Source organism: Metapseudomonas otitidis (assembly GCF_011397855.1).
GTDB classification, from domain to species: Bacteria; Pseudomonadota; Gammaproteobacteria; order Pseudomonadales; family Pseudomonadaceae; genus Metapseudomonas; species Metapseudomonas otitidis.
The window spans coordinates 4,523,566-4,539,766 of record NZ_AP022642.1; the positions used below are offsets into that span (position 1 = coordinate 4,523,566).

Genomic DNA, 16,201 nt, shown 5'->3' on the forward strand with positions numbered 1-16,201 from the left:
ACCACGGTTGGGGCCATCGTCCCGTCCCTGGGCAGGATTGCTGCCCGGAACGCATGCCCAATAATCTGACCGAAGGGTTCTGCTTTTTTCTTTCTATTTTCGGGTACCAAGGCCAGACTTGCGCATGATCCATCCAACAAGAACAAGATTACGGACTGATTCATGCACACCCTTCTCAGCCCCATCGATCGCAAGATCCTCCGCCTGTTGCAGCACAACGCCGACCTCTCCGCCGCCGAAGTGGCGGAACGGGTGGAGCTGTCCCAGTCGCCCTGCTGGCGACGCATCCACCGCCTGCAGGAGGAAGGGCTGATCGAGCGCAAGGTCGCCCTGCTCAATCCCCAGCGCCTGGGGTTTTCCATCACGGTGTTCGTCAACGTGAAGCTGTCGGCCCACGGCCGCAACAACCTGACGGAGTTCGAGGAAGCCATCGTCGGCTACCCGGAGGTGCTGGAGTGCTACACCATGGCCGGCGGCTCGGACTACCTGTTGAAGGTGGTGGCCAAGGACATCGCGGGCTATGAACGCTTCCTGCGGGACCATCTGCTGCAGCGCCCTCACGTGCAGGAGGCGCATTCGAACATCGCCATGAGCGAAGTGAAGCGGACCACCGAACTGCCCCTCGATTGAGCCGGCGACAGGCCCGTTCCAGAGCGCCTGCGCGTCACCGTGCAATTTGCAATGCCGGGAATACCCCACCTTGCAAAGTGCACGGAACGAGCGTTTTGTTTTGTATTTAAATATCTGATTTATATGGGTTTTTTATAAAATCCAGCTTGGCACGACACCTGCTCTTATCCATGGCAAAAGGACCTATGGATGCAGGACCCTCCCATGAACAGCCTCTTCACCCTGTTCGTCGCCATCGCCGCCACCCTGCTCGTGGCTTCTGGTTTCGCTGCCCTGCACGGGCAGTACCAGCAGTACGCCACCCGCCAGGCGATCGCCGATATCCGCATCGCACCGATGGAGTTCGTGCACGCACGGCAACCCGCTACCAGCCAGCCTGCAGCCAAGGCGCTGCGCATGACCGAGCAGCAGGTGCCCGCGCCGGTCGAACGCCTGTCGTTCTGAGGGCGGTGCGATGCAGCTCGACTACGCCCTCTGGAGCCTGGCGCTCCCGGTCTCGGTCCTGGTGCTGGCCGGTTCGGCCTGCCTGGCGTTCTGGGTGATCGACTGCGTCACCTCACCGGACCAGCAGGCCAAGCAACGACGTGCCGAGCGCCCCAATGGGGATGACTCGGAATACGACCCTTTCTTTTGAGTGCAAGGAGCCCGAAATGTCGAAGTCGGCCTTGATCTGCCTGATGGTGTGCGTGCTGTGCGCGTTCGGGCTGTGGCTGGAGCCGGGTGAAACCGCGTGGCTGGCGCAGGCCCTGAAGATCGGGCTGGCCACCAGCGGCGTGCTGCTGGTGCTGGCGCTGCTGGTGGGGAAGCGGGTCAAGTTCGACCCGGTGCTGCGTTAGTCCGCGCTGCCGAGGATCGTCAGCAGGCGTTCGAGGGTGGTTTGCAGGTCGCCGGAGTTGTCGAGTATCACCAGCCCTTCACTTTCTTCGGCCAGCAGGGCCTGGGTGAAGGCAGCGTTACGGGCCAGGCGGGCTTCGATCTCGTCTGCGGTCTCCCGTCCCCGGCGCAGCAGGCGCTGGCGCAGAACGTCCGGCGCTACGTCGAGCAAAATGGCCTGGAGCTGGGGGTAGCGCCTACGCGCTTCGGGAAGATAGCCACGGGAACCATTCACCAGGACATTCAGTCCATTACCCATCCAGTCATCGATTTCCCTGGGAATGCCGTAGGAAAGACCGTTGGCATGCCAGCTCATGGCGAAGGCGCCTTGGGCTTCCAGTTCATTGAAACGCTGGGGTGTAACCGCTTCGGCCGCCTCCCCCACCGCTTCGGCGGAACGGGTGATGACCCGCCGGACCACCCGGCAACCGCACTCGGCCAACTGCGGCCGGGCGGCGTCAAGCAGGCTGTCCTTGCCCGAGCCTGAAGGTCCGATGAGATAGAAGAGCCTGCCGTTCATGGGGTTTTCGCTCGCGCTACCGAGGGGCCTGGAAACGGCCGCCACGATACCGGGATCGGGCTTGTTTTGGCAGCCTCGGCCGCCTGGAATCACCGAACGTCGAACAGTATCAAAACGCCAGCGCAGCGGCGTTATCATGGCAACCGTTCGGCAGCCTTACGGAACGATGCGGCTGTCTGACGGTCGATTCACCGGCAAGCGCTCTGCCCAGGGCTCCGAATTGCACAGTGACTCGCATTTCGGACAATTGGTGCTGGCAAAAAGCCTGCACCCAGACCAGAATTTACGACACAGTTTTGACGTCAAGGAAACGTTGCACTGACCCGCCGGGTCGCTCCTGACGCCAAATGCGATGTCGGGCGGAACGCCTGATGCGAAGGATTGTCAAACCGGTGACAATCACGTAGCTCATTGCCAGCATCGCTCCCTGAACTAACCGGTTTATGAATGTATGCGCCCTATGAAACAGGCTATCTACTCCAGCCGTACCGCTGACAAGTTCGTCGTCCGTCTGCCCGAAGGCATGCGTGAACGCATCGCCGATGTGGCTCGCAACCACCACCGCAGCATGAACTCCGAAATCATCGCGCGACTGGAGCAGAGCATGCTCCAGGAAGGCGCGCTGGATGAAGGGTTGAGCATGCGGATCGACAGCCCGGAGCTTTCCCTTCATGAGCGCGAGCTGCTTCAGCGCTTCCGTCAACTCTCCCGCCGCCAGCAGAACGCCCTGGTCGCGCTGATCGCCCACGACGTGGAACTCGCCGCCGAAGAAGCGTGAGTCCGTTGCGACATTCAAGAGCCGCCCTCGAGGCGGCTTTTTATTGCCTGGGATTTTCAGACTGGAAGAAAAAGGCCCCGCTGGTGCGGGGCCTTGTGATCAGAGCAGGAAGATGGTCGCCAGCCCGAGGAAGATGAAGAAGCCGCCGCTGTCGGTCATGGCGGTGATCATCACGCTGGAGCCCATGGCCGGATCACGGCCGACGCGGGCAAGCGTCATGGGGATCAGCACGCCCATCAAGGCAGCGAGCAGCAGGTTGAGCGTCATCGCGGCGGTCATCACCACCCCCAGCGACCAGCTGCCGTAGAGGTAGAAGGCGACGACGCCGATCACCCCGCCCCACACCAGGCCGTTCACCAGGCCCACGCCCAGCTCCTTGCGCAGCAGGCGCGAGGTGTTGCCGGGGCTCAGCTGATCCAGCGCCATGGCGCGCACGATCATGGTGATGGTCTGGTTGCCGGAGTTGCCGCCGATACCGGCGACGATGGGCATCAGTGCAGCCAGGGCCACCAGCTTCTCGATGGAGCCTTCGAACAGGCCGATCACCCGCGAGGCGACGAAGGCGGTGATGAGGTTGATGGCCAGCCAGGCCCAGCGGTTGCCGACGGACTTCCAGACCGAGGCGAAGATGTCTTCCTCTTCGCGCAGACCGGCCATGCTGAGGACTTCGCTTTCGCTCTCCTCACGGATCAGGTCGACGATCTCGTCAATGGTCAGACGGCCGATCAGCTTGCCGTTCTTGTCGACCACCGGTGCCGATACCAGGTCGTAGCGCTCGAACGCCTGGGCGGCGTCATTGGCGTCCTCATCCGGGTGGAAGCTCACCGGGTCGCTGGCCATCACTTCGGCCACCAGCTTGTCCGGGTCGTTCACCAGCAGACGCTTGATCTGCAGCACCCCCTTGAGGATGCCGTCGTAGTCGACCACGAACAGCTTGTCGGTGTGGCCCGGCAGCTCCTTCAGGCGACGCAGGTAGCGCAGGACCACTTCGAGGGTGACGTCTTCGCGGATGGTGACCATCTCGAAGTCCATCAGCGCACCGACCTGGTCCTCTTCATAGGACAGTGCCGAACGCACGCGCTCGCGCTGCTGGGCGTCGAGGGACTCCATCAGCTCGTGGATCACGTCGCGGGGCAGCTCGGGGGCCAGGTCCGCCAGTTCGTCCGCGTCCATCTCCTTGGCGGCGGCGAGCAGCTCGTGATCGTCCATGTCGGCGATCAGCGTCTCGCGGACGGCGTCGGAGACTTCCAGCAGGATGTCGCCATCGCGCTCGACCTTGACCAGCTGCCAGACCGTCAGGCGGTCTTCGAGCGGCAGGGATTCGAGAATGTGGGCGATGTCGGCGGGGTGAAGTTCGTCGAGCTTGCGCTGGAGTTCGGCGAGGTTCTGACGGTGGACGAGATTTTCCACCAGGTCATGGTGCTGGCCTTCCTGACGATGGGTCAGGTCTTCCACCAGCTTGTGGCGATGCAGCAGTTCGACCACCTGGGCCAGGCGATCCTGCAGGCTCTCTTGAGGCTTCTTTACTTCTACTTCGGTCATAGCGCGCTCCACCCCCAGTGGCGGCGCACGCCAAGGAGGGTCAATCAGTCAATACGCGATTGGCAAATCGAGATCTTGAGTAACTACTGGGTAAGTCCATGAGGGGTGTCCAAAAGCCTCGGCGAGGCTGACCGCGCAATGATAACACCGGTCAGTCATTTTGCGCGTTACAAAATCGTGGCCAGAACAATCGGTTGCAGCATAAAGCTGAGATTGCTTGCACCTTCCGTGGGACGCCGTCACGCCCTGGCGAGGCACCGTTGGGAAGCAAGTAAAGCAGATACCTTCGAGGCTCATCGTCATGGAGGACCGCTCATGCTTCGATACATCGCCACCCTGGCCCTGCTGCTCGCCGCACCATTCAGCGCGCCCCAGGCCGCCACCATCTACCACTGCAAGGGCCCGGACGGGCGCATCACCTACTCGCAACTGGGTTGCCCCGACGACCAGCGCATCGCCAGCCAGGAAACCGCTCCTGCCCACGGCGAAGCGGAGTACCTGCTGCCGCCGGCCAAACCCGAACGGATCGTGCGCAGGAGCCGGAAGGAAGCGGCCGAGAATCGGCGCGAAATAACGGTGGTGGGGGAACGACAGGACGGCTGCGGCAACCGGATCACCGGCACCGAACGGCGCCAGGCGATGTTGCGCAAACAGGTGCGCACCGGGATGACGCAACGGGACGTGGAAAGCATGCTCGGCAAACCGGACCGGATCACCCGCAGCAACGGGCTGACCCGTTACCACTACACGCCGAAGAAAGGAAAGGGACGCAGCCAGGTCGTCGCATTCGACGAACAAGGCTGCGTCAAGGGAAGGCGCTGAAGCAGCGCCTGGAAGGCAGGAAATGGGAAGGGAACGGACGCCCGCCCTGGCAGGCCGCTGAACAACCCGCAGCGTTGCCGTAGCAGCGTCCAGGCGTTCAACAGCCCGCTAGCGGCAGGCGTCCAAAGCGGCCACGAGCTCTCGCTCGTAGCCCATGCGCTGCAGGCGTTCGGCCCGCAGCGCTTTCATCTGTTGATCGATCGGCGCATCCAGCGCCAATGCCGATACCGCAAACGCCGGAGCAGCCGGCAGCTCGACACGACACGGAACCAGCACCGGCACGCGCACCTCTACGGGTGGCGGCACAGCTGGCGCGGCGCATCCGGCCAGCAGGCCCAGGGGCAATAGCCACACCCCGTTCATGGCGCACGCTCGCGGCGCAGCTCCTCGGCAAACGCCCGCCTCGCCGCCTCGCAGGCATCAGCCGAAGGCGTGGGCTCCAGCATCACCTGAGCGGCGGCGTGGTAGTCACGGGCAGACCGGGACCGCGCCTCGGCAACAGCCGCCTCGGCGCGCTCGCTGCGCGCGAGTCCCTGGCGCTCCAGTTCGGCCATCGCCTCACCCTGCTTGAGCAGCGCCAGGCGATTGGCCTGATCGGCCTGTCGCAACGCGACCAACTGCGCACGGGCCTCGTCCAACCGGGGCCGGTAGAACTGCCCCGCCATCCAGGCGCCGAACCCGACCAACCCGAGGGCACACAGCCCCCAGGCCAGCCAGCGGCTAGAAAGGAAGGCACTCATGCCAGCGCCTCCCGGAACTTCGCCCACAGCGCCCGACGCTCGGCCAGGCCATTGAGCCCACCGTTGATGCGCCGGGTGATGGCCTCGAAGTCCCCGGCATCCGCCAGTTCGTTCAGCCCGTTCGCCTGCCAGAACCAGGCGGCCGAGAGCACGGCCGGCTCCGGCTGGGCGAGCAGATCCGGCTGCTCCACCAGGGGCAGGCCCAACGCCGCACCGCAACGCTGGTACTGGGCCCGACCGGTGATCTGCAACAGCCCCCTGCCCCGGTACCGCCAACCGTCTCCGGAAGCCTCGGGGCCGTTCCCCATGCGGTTGGCATACACCACATTGGCAATCGCCTCGGGCCGACGGTGCAGGCCGCGGGCCAGCGCATTGGGCTGCCCATCCGCCCCCCGGAAACGTCCCGGCCAGGTAGCGGCCAGGCCAGTGGCGCTGTAGTTGAGGTTCTCGGTCAGCCGGGTGAAACCGGCGGATTCGTGGGCGGCTTGGGCGAGGAAGGCGGATTGGCGGGTGGGGGTGGTGAGGGAGAAGCGGAGGAAGACAGCATTCAAACCTTCAACCAAGATGCCTCGATCAAAAGGAACATCTCTCAGCAAGGCCAGCGTCTCATATACCGGGATTAGTTCGTTTATCGCCATGGCATCTGAGATATCTGAGAAATCGTTTGAGCAACATACGCGTTCGCTTCCCTCTCATCTCCATCGCTTACTAGCGCCCGCACCTCCGCCTTGCTCTTTAGCCGGATCTCCCGCAGAGCGTATACATCTTTCTTAAACTGCCCAGCCTTATCAATTATTTCATTGGCTGCTTGTTCAGCATCACGCCCTTCAATCATCCAACTACAAACAGATGGCGGGATAGATGCAGCAGGGTAACCTGCTGCCTTGAAAGTCATCGCTTCTATAGCAGCGATATCATATTCAGCCATGCGCAGGGAGCCTCCAGAAAGCGCCTCCAGTGCAGCGTTACAGGCACGATCGATCCGCTCATAGAGCCTTAGCTTGAGCCTCTCCCGAGTACTTGCAGCCAACTCCTCATCAAACACCCACTCACCATTATCCCAACGATGATTATCATCGGGGCGGGGCGTGCGCATTTCATTGCCGTATATATGTAGACCCTCTACCACTCTCATTTGAATACACTCCAAGTAAAGCTAGCACCACTGCAGTTCCTATAAAACAACGCCACACCATTTTCATAATCACTCGCCTGGATTTTCATCAGCCCCATCCCCAGTAGCAACTCATCACTGGCGTGGCTCTTATCTGCATATGTGTGTTCAGCTTGATAGGTCTGCCACATGGAGCGCCCGTTAGCATGGTCAAACCCCGCATTTATAGCAGTTTGAAAAACGTCTCCTACCAAATTATTGCTAGAGACCACTAAAGATGAAGAGCCGTTCCAGTAACCCGAACTCATAAGTCCGGAGTTACCCGGAACTCCATATACATAAGAAGCCCCAATCCAACCATCGCCGCCAAAATTAATATCTGAAAGTCCACTCTCAGGCGGCATAATACAACTAGCACTTCCAGAGGCCGTTTTAACCTGAGGGTCAAGCGGCAAGTAGAGGGTACCCGAGCCGTTCAGGACGACACTCCAACTATTTTCCCGTCTATTAATGATCCTCTGGACCACAGGCACGGTACCCGCAGCCCCCGTAATGATCCGAGCTAGGCACACGTCCAGAGCGGTCGTATTAAATCCGCCGCCAGAATCTGCCGCCGGACTACCTTTCAGCGAAAGTGGAACAGCATCGGACAGCTTCCCTTTTTGCACATAAATCAGCAGACCGCCGTTAGCGACCTGTCCTCTCAGGAAGTACTCCGAGTTCGCGGCCAATACAGGGCTCGTCCAGATCGGTGTAAGGAACTCCTTTACAAACCCCTTTTTCGAACTTTCCACTTCCACTGCCAAACTCAAGGAAATTCCTGCCGGGATCGAAACCCTCCCGCCACCGCCAGACAAAGATTCCGCAGTAACAGGCATACGACCGTCATCGGTCGACACAACTGCCAAAGGCAATGCACTGAATGGAAGCCAGATGCTCTTGGGGGTCAATCCATCCAGGATTCCATAGCCGTCGAGTGTCGAAGGCTTGTTGGTAATGGATGCAAAGCTGTGCGAGTGGTTCGCCGAGGCGTATGCCTCATCCAGTTCTTTTTGCGTGGTTTTCAGGAGTTCCCAAGTGGTGCCGTTCGCGACCGGCTTGATTCCGATATGGTTTTTCGCGCTCCGCCACAACTTCCCATCGTGTTGAACATGAGCCCCTGCCGGGTAATCCTCGGTCGCCGACCACTCGGCAATACCCCGCTGCATCAGGTAGCGCAGGGCCTCGTCATTGCGCTTGAACAGCGCGTTGAACCATTCCATCGGCGGGATGCCGTTGGTCTGGTCGAACGACACGCCCCAACCTCGGGCGATGTCGGGGAAATTCTCGACTTCTCCGGTTTTGGCGCCGGATGCAAAGACCGTCTCGTCAGGACGTTTGTATTGAGTCATGGGTAAAACCTCATTCGATTCGTGGCTAGAAAATCGCCGGCACAACGGCCGGCGATTGAGCGCGGCCCGCTCTGGAAGGGGGCTGGCGCTCGGGAACAAAGGAGGGGCAAACGCCCCACCGATCACGAATCGATGCTCGCCATGGCTCAGGTTGAAACGCCCAGCCCGCGTGAGCGGGCTGGGGAGAGAAGGCTCAGTCGAGCCGGTCGGGCGCCAATGGGCGCGGGGAGATCAGAGGTTTGGCAAGGTGCGCCATCATGGCCACCACTTGTCGTCGGTGTAGTCGCCCGGAATGGCGTCCATGTCCTTCAGGCGACGCCCTGCCAGGACCAATGCCTGGGTGCGCGCTGCCATGGCCTTGGCGAAGGCTACGACAGTAGGCGCATCCATCGGCACCAGTGTGTTGTCGGCGGCGATCCAGGTGAAATCCTGCTCAGGTTCCAGCCAACGCAGATCACCCGGCTTGGCGCCGCTGGCTGCAGCCATGAAGGCCAGTTGAGCGGCTTCGGTGATACGTTCACGGTCGATTGACCGGGATTGGAACAACGTGCCTTGGAACTCGATCCCCCCCGCAAGACGACGGTCACGCTCGTAATCGATATCAGCCGGTTTTATCTGCCCCACCTTCTTGAGGTACTCCTCAATGTCAGCAGTAGTCAGAGGCGCAAGGTCTTTGTTGATCAAATGATCCTGCGAGCCATCTTGCTCATAAGCGAAAATTTCACCACTTAGTGCATTAACGAAGTATTTCATCAGGCCAACTCCATCCAAGTATTAATACTTGTGCCCGCCGTTACCGAGTAAGTAGTTCCATTTGGGACCACAGCAGAAATAGTCGTTGAAATAGATCCCGATGCGATAGGCGTAAACTGCGACACCAAAACTCCTCCTACGGATATCCCCCTCGTCGCCAGACCGTTAGCCGCAAAAATACTCACCAACTTTGGACGACCACTGGAGTTCGTATAAGTGACACCTGAAGCACGACTAGCCGTAACGTCTTGCCATGCTTGGCCATCGCCAACGCTACGCGGTCGCATTTCGAGTGCCTCTACCCTTGTCACCAACTTCGCATAGGTCGAAGAAACCGCAGCGGCATCAATTGCCCCGGGGTTGTTCACTCCGCTGCCCATCTTGATGATCCAGCAGCCGGTAACGTTGAGCGGGCGGGTTTCTGAGTCACTGACCTTGGCGCCAGGCGATCCGGCGCTGTCGAACGCAACTGTGCAACCGGTTGCAGACGCGGGTGAAATACGCATGACTGTAGGAGTGCCGAGTTTGAAAACCCCCGTTCCAGCAGGGGCGGTGCCACTGGTTTCAACAGCCCACTTTTCGCCGCCCTGTCCGGTTATCCGTTGCATTGCATCGCTCTGAATAGCGCCTGCCACGGCCACCGACAATGCCCCGTCGCCTCGCATGAACACCGCCCCCAATGACCCCACCGCCTTGCCGTTGTAATCCGGCATGCGGAACGTGGTGCTGCCGTCACCCTCGGTGAACATGCCGCGCTGGGTTGGATCACTGCTCCAGGTCGCTTCGGTGGTCTTGGGCACTTTGCCGTCGCGAATCGCAGCCCAAACATCGGGATACAACGTGCGGCTCAGCAGTTGACCGTCAGCCGGCGCGCAACCAGCTGGGATGCTGGCGCGGCTGACCCACCACTGCACGGACATAAGCGGCATGCCCGCGCCCTCAATCGCTTCCACCCGCGTCACCAACTTCGCATAGGTCGAAGAAACCGCAGCGGCATCAATTGCCCCTGGGTTGGTCACTTCGCTGCCCATCTTGATGATCCAACAGCCCGTAATGTTTAGCGGTCGGGTTTCAAGCCCTCCTTTCTCGAAGGTGGTACTTGCACCACCAAAATCACCGCCGCCGCCATTCTGGTTCAAGTAGGCGAGCTTGGTTGTATTAGAACCTGACGCACCGTTAATCGAGTGGCTGTGTGCTTTGATCTCGTCTAGCTGAATTTTTCCCGCTGTACTCGCCGACAACGCCCCATCCCCCCGCAGGAACAACGCCCCCAACGATCCCACCGCCTTGCCGTTGTAATCCGGCATGCGGAACGTGGTGCTGCCGTCACCCTCGGTGAACATCCCGCGCTGGGTGGGATCGCTGCTCCAGGTCGCTTCGCTGGTCTTGGGCACCTTGCCATCGCGAATGGCAGCCCAGACGTCGGGGTACAGCGCGCGGCTCAGTAGTTGGCCGTCGGCCGGGGCGCAACCGGCGGGGATGCTGGCGCGGCTGACCCACCACTGGACGGACAGCAGCGGCATGCCCATGTCCGAAGCCCCCGCCGGCGTCATCAACACCTGCAGCAGCGCATTGGAGGCCGGTACGCCCCCTGCCCCGCTGACGTACACCACCGGCACCGAGCGGTAGGCGCCGCTGTCCACCAGCTCGCCAGTGACGCGGAAGCGGTGGGCGACGGTGCCGCCCGGGCGGCTCTGGATGCACAGGGTGTCGCCGGCCCGCAGCAGGGCCACGCTGCGGCTGTAGTCCAGGCCTTCGGCGCTGGACTTGGCGATCATCAGCGCGGTGGCGTCGGCCGGGTTGGTGGCGTTCAGCGCCAGGTAGCCGTTGGCCACGCCGCCGGAGGTGGCGCTGCTCCATTGCCACTGGCCGAAGTTGAGGGTGCCGCCACCCAGTTGCTCCTGGATCAGCGCCTTCAACGCCTCACGCGTCAGCGCCGTCTCCACCCATTCGCCGGGGTTGACCGACGGCCGCTTGCCAAGGTTTGCCACCTTGGCCTTCCAGACCTTACCCCCCTCCTGAACGTGGGCGTCCACGGGGTAGTCCTCGGTGGCCGACCAGTCGGCGATGCCGCGTTGCAGCAGGTAGCGCAGGCCTTCGTCACCGCGCTTGAACAGCGCGTTGAACCACTCCATCGGCGGGATGCCGGCGGTCTGGTCGTAGGCCACGCCCCAGCCACGGGGAATGTCGGGGAAACCCTGGACCTCGCCCGGCTTGGCGCCGGAAGCGAAGACCAGTTCGTCAGGACGGGAGTAATGCGTCATAGGAACCTCGCGAATTTTCCTTGGTTGAAGCCGAGTGCGCCGGCGGCGCCCCGGAAGCCGAAGGCCCGTTGGGGCACAGCGACGTAGAACTGGATACGGACACCCGCCGGTCGCGGCAGGATGTCCAGGGTGTTCAGCGCATAGCGCTTGAAGTCGCTGACCTGGTCGCTGCGGATGACCACGGTCAGGCTCATGTCGTACTGGTCGAAGACCAGGCTCTCGCTGTCGAAGATGAAGCGCAGGGCTGCGCTGATGTCGTCGACGGTGCCGAGTTGGTAGTTGCGGGCGATGCGGCAGCGGATGAGGAAGCGGTAGTCGTCGTCATCCAGCACCGCCGACTCTTCCAGCGGGTCGCCCATGCGGTACCACTTGCCGGTGCCGAAACCACGGGCACCGGGGACCTCGTGGAAGCCGAACAGGCTGCGCGGGGCGAGCCCGTTGAGCACGCGGCTCTGGCCGACGTGCTTGCCCACCAGGTCGAGGTTGGCGCCCAGCGCGCGGTCGATGTCGAGCGCGTCGGGCAGGCTCGACAGGCCTTGCCAGGTGTCGCCGAACTGTCGCGAGAGCAGTTCGGCGGTGGCGGCGGCCCGGGGCTTGCCCTGGTATTGCCAGATCAGCAGGCGGTCATAGCTCATAGCACCACCACCTCGATGTCGGACGGGGCGAACCGCGCCCGTTCACGCACACCGATGGCGATGTTGTCCGCCGCCGGGGTGCCGCTGCGACGGCTGATCTTCAGCTGCTCGACCCAGAAGCCCTGGACGGTGTTGATCGGGCTGTAGAGCCGCGACAGCTGCACGTCCTGGCCGATGCGGAAGTCCAGCTGCGCCAGTTGCGCCTTGATCGCCGCCACGTCGATGGCGGTGAACTCGGCGTCGCGCCGCAGCTGGACGAAGGCCTTGCAGTCCACCACCGCCGGGCGGTCGAAGCGGATCAGGCGCTTCATGCCCTGCCCGTCCACCACGGTGCGCGACTGCTGGCCCATGAGCCCGGTGCCCGCCGGCTTGCGCTGGAAGATCGCCTGGGCGATGGCCTGCTCCTCGCCACCATCGACGATCAGGTTGAGGCTGTGGCCCGGCACGCCGTCGGCGTCTACGGTCGGGCCGGTGTTCTCCAGCCCCACCACCTGGCGCACGTCCGGCAGTTGCAGCAGCGCGGCCACCAGGCCATCGAGGCTGTTCTGCGCCGGGCGAGCCCGGCTGCGGAAGAAGCGCGCACGCAGCTCGGCGTCGGTCTCCTCCTCGGCGCCCACTTCGGCCGGGGCCTGGGTGGTGGCGGTGTCCCAGCCCAGCACCAGGGTCTCGAGGGTGAGGCTGCTGTTGGCCGGCAGGTTGTAGGCGCCGAGTTCCTCGCTGCGCAGGTCGGCGCGGGCGGAGCCGTCGACACCCAGGGTGACGTCGGCGGTGAGCAGCCAGCGCCCGCGGTTGGCGTCGCGCAGCACGGCACCGGCGGGAATCTGGGTGCCGGCACGCCCGGTGAGGGCGGTGCCGCGCAGGTAGCTGTAGCGCGCCTGGCGCCGGGTCAAGCCGGCGTAGGCGACCCGCTGTTCGAGCCAGTCGCCACTGGCGTGGTCCGGATCGAGGGCGCGGTAGATGACCTCGCCCAGCTCCTCCAGGTCAGCACGGACCTGGGCGATGAGCCCGAGCATCTGCCCGTCGGGGCTGTCGGGCGCGAGGTCGATGTCGTTGCCATAGATGGCTCGGAACCCCTGGTCCAGCTCCGCAAGGATGCTGTCCAGGCGTACACCGACATAGCCCTTGTTGGTCAGTTGTCCCATGTTGGTTCTCCAAAGAAAAAGCCCCACGCGAGGTGGGGCTTCGGTTTGACGGCGGCGGCCGATCAGCGCTGGACGCGGGTACTCAGGTCATTGCCGAGGTTGTCGCGCAGCGTGACGCCGATGGCCAGGCGCCGGTCGTCGGGGGTGACATCCAGCTGGAAATCGAGGATCTCGCTCACCCCCTCGGTGGTGAGGATGCAGCGCTTGATGTCCACCTCGATCTGCGCCAGGTCCGCCGGCCGCTCCATGCGGGGCAGCCAGGGCAGGCCATGCTCCAGGTCGAGGAACCAGTCCCCCTGGAAGGAGCGCAGGCGCGTGCACACACGCTGGGCCACGCATTCGCCGCCGTCGGCGTAGTTGTTGCGGCCCTGGCCGAAGGTCCAGTCGCCGTCCTTGTCTATTCGTCTCACTCTCATTGTCGTGTCCTCATTGCGGCACGCCGGTGACGGCCGGGCCGGCCATGACCTGGCCGTGCAGGTGGCGTTCCAGGCTGATGCCGCTGGACACCACGTCGCCCTTGCCGGTCATGCCCGCCTCGAACACCACCGGGCACTTGATCAGCACCTTGGCGCCGTCCAGCGTCAGGGTGCCGCCCTCGTCCAGGCGTACGTAGGCCGAACCGTCCAGCCGGCGCAATTCCACCGCGTCGGTGGCGAAGGCCGGCACCACCTGGGGCAGCGAGCTGATGCCCATCACCGCCACGGCGTCCGACAGGTCGTGCTGGCGGTAGTCCAGCGGTTCGCTGGAAGCACCGGAATGCCACCAGCCGTCGATGCAGCGCTCGTTGAACACCAGCAGGCATTCGTCGCCCGGCTTGACCGGGAAGGTCAGCACGAAGCCGCCGCCCCGGGGGAACTGCACCGGCACGTCGGGCAGCATCGGCAGGGGCTGGCGCGAGCCATCCATCAGCTGCTGCTCGATCATCGGCTGCACGCTGGCCACCTGGCGGGCGGCATCGAAGGTGACGATGCGCCCCGGCAGCGCGGTGTGCAGGCGCTTGATGCGAGTATCGAGGGCGGTGCCCATGGCGACCTCGGTCGAGGGGGTCTGCCAGTCGTAGTTACCCATTGCTCTTGCCTCCGGATTTGCTCTTGGCGCCGCCGGCCGGCTGGAACTCGCCCTTGCTCACGGTGAGCACGCAGAACCAGTCCTTCTCCATGACGTCGCCCTTGCTGATGATCCTGACGATCTTGTAGTCGCCGTCGAAGCGCGGCTCGATGGACTTCACCCGCACCGTGCCACCGACCCGGGGTGCCGGGTCGATCAGGCAGGTCAGCTCCAGGCCGCCCTCCACTTCCTTGGGTGAGCCGATCAGGCCGGTTTCCTGGGAGAGGAACACGGCCTGGTCGTCCAGCACGTTGCCGGCGGGCAGCAGCAGCAGTTCGCCATCCTGGATGGACCAGTCGGCCCCCTGCTCCGCCGCCACCTGGCTGAGCACGTCGCGGCTCAGCCCCACCAGCACCTTGCCGCGCGGCAGGGGCCGTTGCTTGGGCAGGGTGATCTGCCCCGGCGTGGTGGACTTCATCGACTGCACCGCTGCCTTGACGTGGTCGTCGGCGGTGCTGCCGGCGGCGAGGGAGCGGCTGATGCGCGCCTCGCGGTAATCCACCGCGCCGGTGGCGCAGGTGAGCACAGTGATGTTGTCCAGGCCCTTGCGCTCCACCGCCGCCTCGGCGATGTCGCCGGCGTAGAGCAGGCGCAGCTCGCTGTAGCCGGCCCAGAGCCAGGCCTTGCGCAAGGTGCCGTCCTGCAGTTGTTCGCGGTGCTCGGGGTTGAGGTTCCAGACGCGGATCGTCCCCGGGTTGGGTTTGTTGTCGATGCTCTTGGTGAAGTCGAAGGCCACCCGCAGGCTGTCGATCACCAGCCCTTCCTGGTCGGCACCGAGGATCAGGCGGTAACGCCGGCCGAACTGCCTCATGGCTGCACCTCCGCTTTCTCGCCGATGTGGAGCAGGCAGCGGCTGCCCATGTCATCGCCGCCGATGGGGTCGAGGCCGACGCCGCTGACATCCTCCAGCCAGAGGAAGAACGGCAGGGTGCTGCGCCAGAGCATCGGCACGCCGGTTACCAGCGTCAGCCCCTGGGCCAGCCAGGTGCCCTTGGCCTCGTCCAGCAGGTCGATGGCCCAGTGGTCGCCGATGCTGTTGTAGCGAAGGGTCAGGCGCAGGCGGTAGCCGGCGAACTCGAAGCTCTGCTCCTGCAGCGGGTCGCTGCTGATGGGGATCTGCTTCATGAGAACACCGTCCTGCCTACAGCATGCGCAAAGCTCTCATTGCGCTTCTTGGTCTTGGGCGTGGTCTTGCCCTTGGACTTCTTCTCCGCTGCCTGGCACTGGGAGCGTCCGGAACGCTTGGTCCCGGCCGCCGGGGTGACCACGCCGTTGATGACGCGGGTGTCCACCACCAGGACTTCGCGCAGGGTCAGGTCCAGCTCGATGGCGCCATCGATGGCCTGCACGGCGGAAATCGTGGTGAGCAGCATGTTCTTGTACAGGTAGAAACCGGTCTGCACCTGCAGCAGCTCACCGGCCTTCTGGGTGTCCAGCAGGCATTGGTAGACCTGTTGCAGGCGCGACTGGCTGGGCGAGCTGTCGAAGCGCGACAGCGGCTGGTACTCCAGCATCCAGGGCGCCAGGGGCCGGGCCTTGGGCGTATCCACCTGGGGCTTGAGCCAGCTCTTGAGCTCGCGCTGGGCCCGATTGCGGGCCTGCCGGGTCAGGTTGGCCAGGATCCCCGGCTTCACCTCGTCGACGAAGTCGACACTGCTGCGCAGCCCCGGCGTGACCTCGGCGGCCAGGGCCGCCAGGGGGTCGTAATGCTCGACCACGATGCCCTTGATCTTCAATGTGCGGGGCTGCGCATAGGCGTGGTCGGCAATGTTGGCGCCGCTCTCCACCGGGTTTTCGGTGATCTTGAGTTCAGCGGTGTGGGTTTCGTTGATGACCGCATCGAGCCTCATCGTGCCGATGCGGCGGTTGATCAGCATGACCATCGATTCA

Annotated in this window: 22 protein-coding genes; 6 read left to right on the plus strand and 16 right to left on the minus strand. The window is 63.3% G+C overall.

The features are described 5' to 3' along the window. Window positions 1-162 precede the first annotated feature (162 nt). The 4 genes from PotMrB4_RS20805 (at window position 163) to PotMrB4_RS20820 (ending at window position 1,466) form a co-directional block, all read left to right on the plus strand. On the plus strand, window positions 163-630 hold the full coding sequence (locus PotMrB4_RS20805) for an Lrp/AsnC family transcriptional regulator (RefSeq protein ID WP_044411602.1): 468 nt from the start codon (window positions 163-165) through the stop codon (window positions 628-630). Window positions 631-834: 204 nt separating this feature from the next. Further along, window positions 835-1,074, plus strand: a complete 240-nt coding sequence (locus PotMrB4_RS20810; protein WP_074971828.1) for a hypothetical protein — start codon at window positions 835-837, stop codon at window positions 1,072-1,074. A 10-nt stretch (window positions 1,075-1,084) separates the two neighbouring features. Then, a complete protein-coding gene (locus tag PotMrB4_RS20815; RefSeq protein ID WP_044411596.1) occupies window positions 1,085-1,264 on the plus strand; it encodes a hypothetical protein in 180 nt (59 codons plus the stop codon). 16 nt (window positions 1,265-1,280) lie between these two features. After that, window positions 1,281-1,466 carry a PA3371 family protein gene (locus tag PotMrB4_RS20820; RefSeq protein ID WP_044411593.1) on the plus strand — a complete coding sequence of 62 codons (186 nt, stop codon included), beginning with the start codon at window positions 1,281-1,283 and terminating at the stop codon, window positions 1,464-1,466. Here the strand turns inward: PotMrB4_RS20820 and phnN are convergent. Beyond that, window positions 1,463-2,023, minus strand: coding sequence for a phosphonate metabolism protein/1,5-bisphosphokinase (PRPP-forming) PhnN (phnN, locus tag PotMrB4_RS20825; protein WP_172435132.1), 561 nt, complete (start codon window positions 2,021-2,023; stop codon window positions 1,463-1,465). The genes PotMrB4_RS20820 and phnN overlap by 4 nt on opposite strands. A gap of 451 nt (window positions 2,024-2,474) precedes the next feature. Here phnN and PotMrB4_RS20830 point away from each other — a divergent pair, with 451 nt between their 5' ends. Continuing rightward, on the plus strand, window positions 2,475-2,801 hold the full coding sequence (locus PotMrB4_RS20830; RefSeq protein ID WP_044411587.1) for an Arc family DNA-binding protein: 327 nt from the start codon (window positions 2,475-2,477) through the stop codon (window positions 2,799-2,801). A 99-nt stretch (window positions 2,802-2,900) separates the two neighbouring features. On the opposite strand, the gene mgtE is transcribed toward PotMrB4_RS20830, so the two are convergent. After that, window positions 2,901-4,343, minus strand: a complete 1,443-nt coding sequence (gene mgtE / locus PotMrB4_RS20835) for a magnesium transporter (RefSeq protein WP_044411585.1) — start codon at window positions 4,341-4,343, stop codon at window positions 2,901-2,903. A 315-nt stretch (window positions 4,344-4,658) separates the two neighbouring features. Here mgtE and PotMrB4_RS20840 point away from each other — a divergent pair, with 315 nt between their 5' ends. Next, window positions 4,659-5,165 carry a DUF4124 domain-containing protein gene (locus PotMrB4_RS20840; protein ID WP_172434378.1) on the plus strand — a complete coding sequence of 169 codons (507 nt, stop codon included), beginning with the start codon at window positions 4,659-4,661 and terminating at the stop codon, window positions 5,163-5,165. 108 nt (window positions 5,166-5,273) lie between these two features. On the opposite strand, the gene PotMrB4_RS20845 is transcribed toward PotMrB4_RS20840, so the two are convergent. The 14 genes from PotMrB4_RS20845 to PotMrB4_RS20910 form a co-directional block, all read right to left on the minus strand. Beyond that, complete coding sequence (locus PotMrB4_RS20845) at window positions 5,274-5,528, minus strand: hypothetical protein (protein WP_172434379.1); 255 nt, start codon at window positions 5,526-5,528, stop codon at window positions 5,274-5,276. Then, a complete protein-coding gene (locus PotMrB4_RS20850) occupies window positions 5,525-5,905 on the minus strand; it encodes a hypothetical protein (protein WP_172434380.1) in 381 nt (126 codons plus the stop codon). Before PotMrB4_RS20850 ends, PotMrB4_RS20845 begins: the two co-directional genes overlap by 4 nt. Next, complete coding sequence (locus PotMrB4_RS20855) at window positions 5,902-6,525, minus strand: glycoside hydrolase family 19 protein (protein ID WP_394354044.1); 624 nt, start codon at window positions 6,523-6,525, stop codon at window positions 5,902-5,904. The genes PotMrB4_RS20850 and PotMrB4_RS20855 overlap by 4 nt, the downstream gene beginning before the upstream one ends. An 8-nt stretch (window positions 6,526-6,533) precedes the next feature. After that, window positions 6,534-7,040, minus strand: a complete 507-nt coding sequence (locus tag PotMrB4_RS20860) for a hypothetical protein (protein ID WP_172434382.1) — start codon at window positions 7,038-7,040, stop codon at window positions 6,534-6,536. Continuing rightward, on the minus strand, window positions 7,037-8,410 hold the full coding sequence (locus PotMrB4_RS20865) for a hypothetical protein (RefSeq protein WP_172434383.1): 1,374 nt from the start codon (window positions 8,408-8,410) through the stop codon (window positions 7,037-7,039). The genes PotMrB4_RS20860 and PotMrB4_RS20865 overlap by 4 nt, the downstream gene beginning before the upstream one ends. Before the next feature lie 255 nt (window positions 8,411-8,665). Further along, the gene (locus PotMrB4_RS20870; RefSeq protein ID WP_172434384.1) at window positions 8,666-9,163 is read right to left on the minus strand and encodes a DUF4376 domain-containing protein; all 498 of its coding nucleotides are present in this window, start codon (window positions 9,161-9,163) and stop codon (window positions 8,666-8,668) included. Then, window positions 9,163-11,427 (minus strand): phage tail protein, encoded by a 2,265-nt coding sequence (locus PotMrB4_RS20875; protein ID WP_172434385.1) that lies wholly within the window; start codon window positions 11,425-11,427, stop codon window positions 9,163-9,165. The genes PotMrB4_RS20870 and PotMrB4_RS20875 overlap by 1 nt, the downstream gene beginning before the upstream one ends. Further along, window positions 11,424-12,062 carry a DUF2612 domain-containing protein gene (locus PotMrB4_RS20880; RefSeq protein WP_069563013.1) on the minus strand — a complete coding sequence of 213 codons (639 nt, stop codon included), beginning with the start codon at window positions 12,060-12,062 and terminating at the stop codon, window positions 11,424-11,426. The genes PotMrB4_RS20875 and PotMrB4_RS20880 overlap by 4 nt, the downstream gene beginning before the upstream one ends. Continuing rightward, entirely contained in the window at window positions 12,059-13,204 is a 1,146-nt protein-coding gene (locus tag PotMrB4_RS20885) for a baseplate J/gp47 family protein (RefSeq protein ID WP_160481213.1), read from the minus strand. Before PotMrB4_RS20885 ends, PotMrB4_RS20880 begins: the two co-directional genes overlap by 4 nt. A gap of 62 nt (window positions 13,205-13,266) precedes the next feature. After that, window positions 13,267-13,620 carry a hypothetical protein gene (locus PotMrB4_RS20890; RefSeq protein ID WP_044411559.1) on the minus strand — a complete coding sequence of 118 codons (354 nt, stop codon included), beginning with the start codon at window positions 13,618-13,620 and terminating at the stop codon, window positions 13,267-13,269. A 10-nt stretch (window positions 13,621-13,630) separates the two neighbouring features. Further along, complete coding sequence (locus PotMrB4_RS20895) at window positions 13,631-14,272, minus strand: Gp138 family membrane-puncturing spike protein (RefSeq protein WP_172434386.1); 642 nt, start codon at window positions 14,270-14,272, stop codon at window positions 13,631-13,633. Continuing rightward, window positions 14,265-15,122, minus strand: a complete 858-nt coding sequence (locus PotMrB4_RS20900) for a phage protein (RefSeq protein WP_069564431.1) — start codon at window positions 15,120-15,122, stop codon at window positions 14,265-14,267. The genes PotMrB4_RS20895 and PotMrB4_RS20900 overlap by 8 nt, the downstream gene beginning before the upstream one ends. After that, window positions 15,119-15,436, minus strand: a complete 318-nt coding sequence (locus PotMrB4_RS20905; protein WP_044411556.1) for a phage baseplate plug family protein — start codon at window positions 15,434-15,436, stop codon at window positions 15,119-15,121. The genes PotMrB4_RS20900 and PotMrB4_RS20905 overlap by 4 nt, the downstream gene beginning before the upstream one ends. Next, on the minus strand, window positions 15,433-16,194 hold the full coding sequence (locus tag PotMrB4_RS20910; protein ID WP_044411553.1) for a phage baseplate protein: 762 nt from the start codon (window positions 16,192-16,194) through the stop codon (window positions 15,433-15,435). The genes PotMrB4_RS20905 and PotMrB4_RS20910 overlap by 4 nt, the downstream gene beginning before the upstream one ends. Between the last annotated feature and the right edge of the window lie 7 nt (window positions 16,195-16,201).